Annotated in this window: 2 protein-coding genes; one reads left to right on the top strand and one right to left on the bottom strand. The window is 31.9% G+C overall.

Features of this window, described 5'->3' with window-relative positions:
* Nucleotides 1-180: 180 nt before the first annotated feature.
* Complete coding sequence (locus tag QI30_RS19860; protein WP_126992155.1) at nucleotides 181-594, bottom strand: Lrp/AsnC family transcriptional regulator; 414 nt, start codon at nucleotides 592-594, stop codon at nucleotides 181-183.
* Between the two features lie 115 nt (nucleotides 595-709).
* On the opposite strand from QI30_RS19860, the gene QI30_RS19865 reads away from it, so the two are divergent.
* The gene (locus QI30_RS19865) at nucleotides 710-1099 is read left to right on the top strand and encodes a hypothetical protein (protein WP_035945049.1); all 390 of its coding nucleotides are present in this window, start codon (nucleotides 710-712) and stop codon (nucleotides 1097-1099) included.
* The last annotated feature ends 15 nt before the right edge of the window (nucleotides 1100-1114 follow it).

Raw genomic sequence — 1114 nt, forward strand, 5'->3', positions numbered from 1 at the left:
TTGGTGTATTCAATACTCCAGTCTAACTAATATATTTCTAATTCCGTGCTCTTCTAGCCGAGCCCAGCAATCTAGATGTATATAAGATTTACCACCGTATTATTGTTTTCCGAAGCAAGGGAATATAGCGGTCTTTTGTTTTTGACTGGACTGTTTAAAGTAGATTCAGGGGCTCTCTTTTTATTCCATAACATTAGAAAAAATGAAGTTTGTTTTTGTATGTGCGAACGGTATTATTCCGTCAATAAAGGCTTCTGCTTCTTCGAATGTTTTGAAATTGGCTTTTAGCATAAAGCAAGCAGCACCAGCGATTCGATAGCAAAAATCGATATTTTCTTCACTTTTTATATATTCTTTAAAATCATCATATCTTGTATTTTTAATCGTTGCTTCAATAATGGCACTAATGGGGTATCCATAATTTTTTTGATTTAGTTCGATTGTGTATTTCTTAATAATTTGTTTTTCTTCCAACTGTAAAACTCTTTCCTTTACTGCTGGGGAACTTAAATGTATGCGTCTACCTAACTCGCTCATTGATAATCTGCTATCATTGGATAACTCTTTTATGATCTTTTCATCAATTAAATCCATTTTTAAAAATACCTCCAATATTTAAAGTGTATATAGTTTAATACTTTAAATATGGAATGTATATATGATTTTTTAATTGATAAAATAAATAATCATAAAGGGAGGTAATGAAAGAATGACACCATTTCAACAATTATTAAGTTTTGACCTAACTGTTCAATCTTTATGGGGAAAGATGAGCGAAGTCCTTGAAAAAGATAATCATTTGTCTGCAGATCTGAAAGAAGAAGTGCGAAAAACCTTAGCGCAAGAGAATGGCTGCCTCTATTGCAAAGCTAAAGGTAAACCGAATCCACGATTATACGATGAAAAAATGGCAGTGTGTACTGGATATGCAGAAGCTTTTCTCAAATCAAAAGGACAGACACCTCTTGCAGTTACAGAAGTTTTAAATGATTATCTAACGAAAGAAGAAAAGGATGAATTATTAGCATTTATTTGTTTTATAACTGCTTCTCAATATCTTGGTGCTTTACACCAACTTCAACCAATTATCAGCAAATAACAGTATTTTATTAGA

The sequence above is a fragment of the Candidatus Kurthia intestinigallinarum genome, assembly GCF_003991225.1.
Classification (GTDB): Bacteria; Bacillota; Bacilli; order Bacillales_A; family Planococcaceae; genus Kurthia; species Kurthia populi.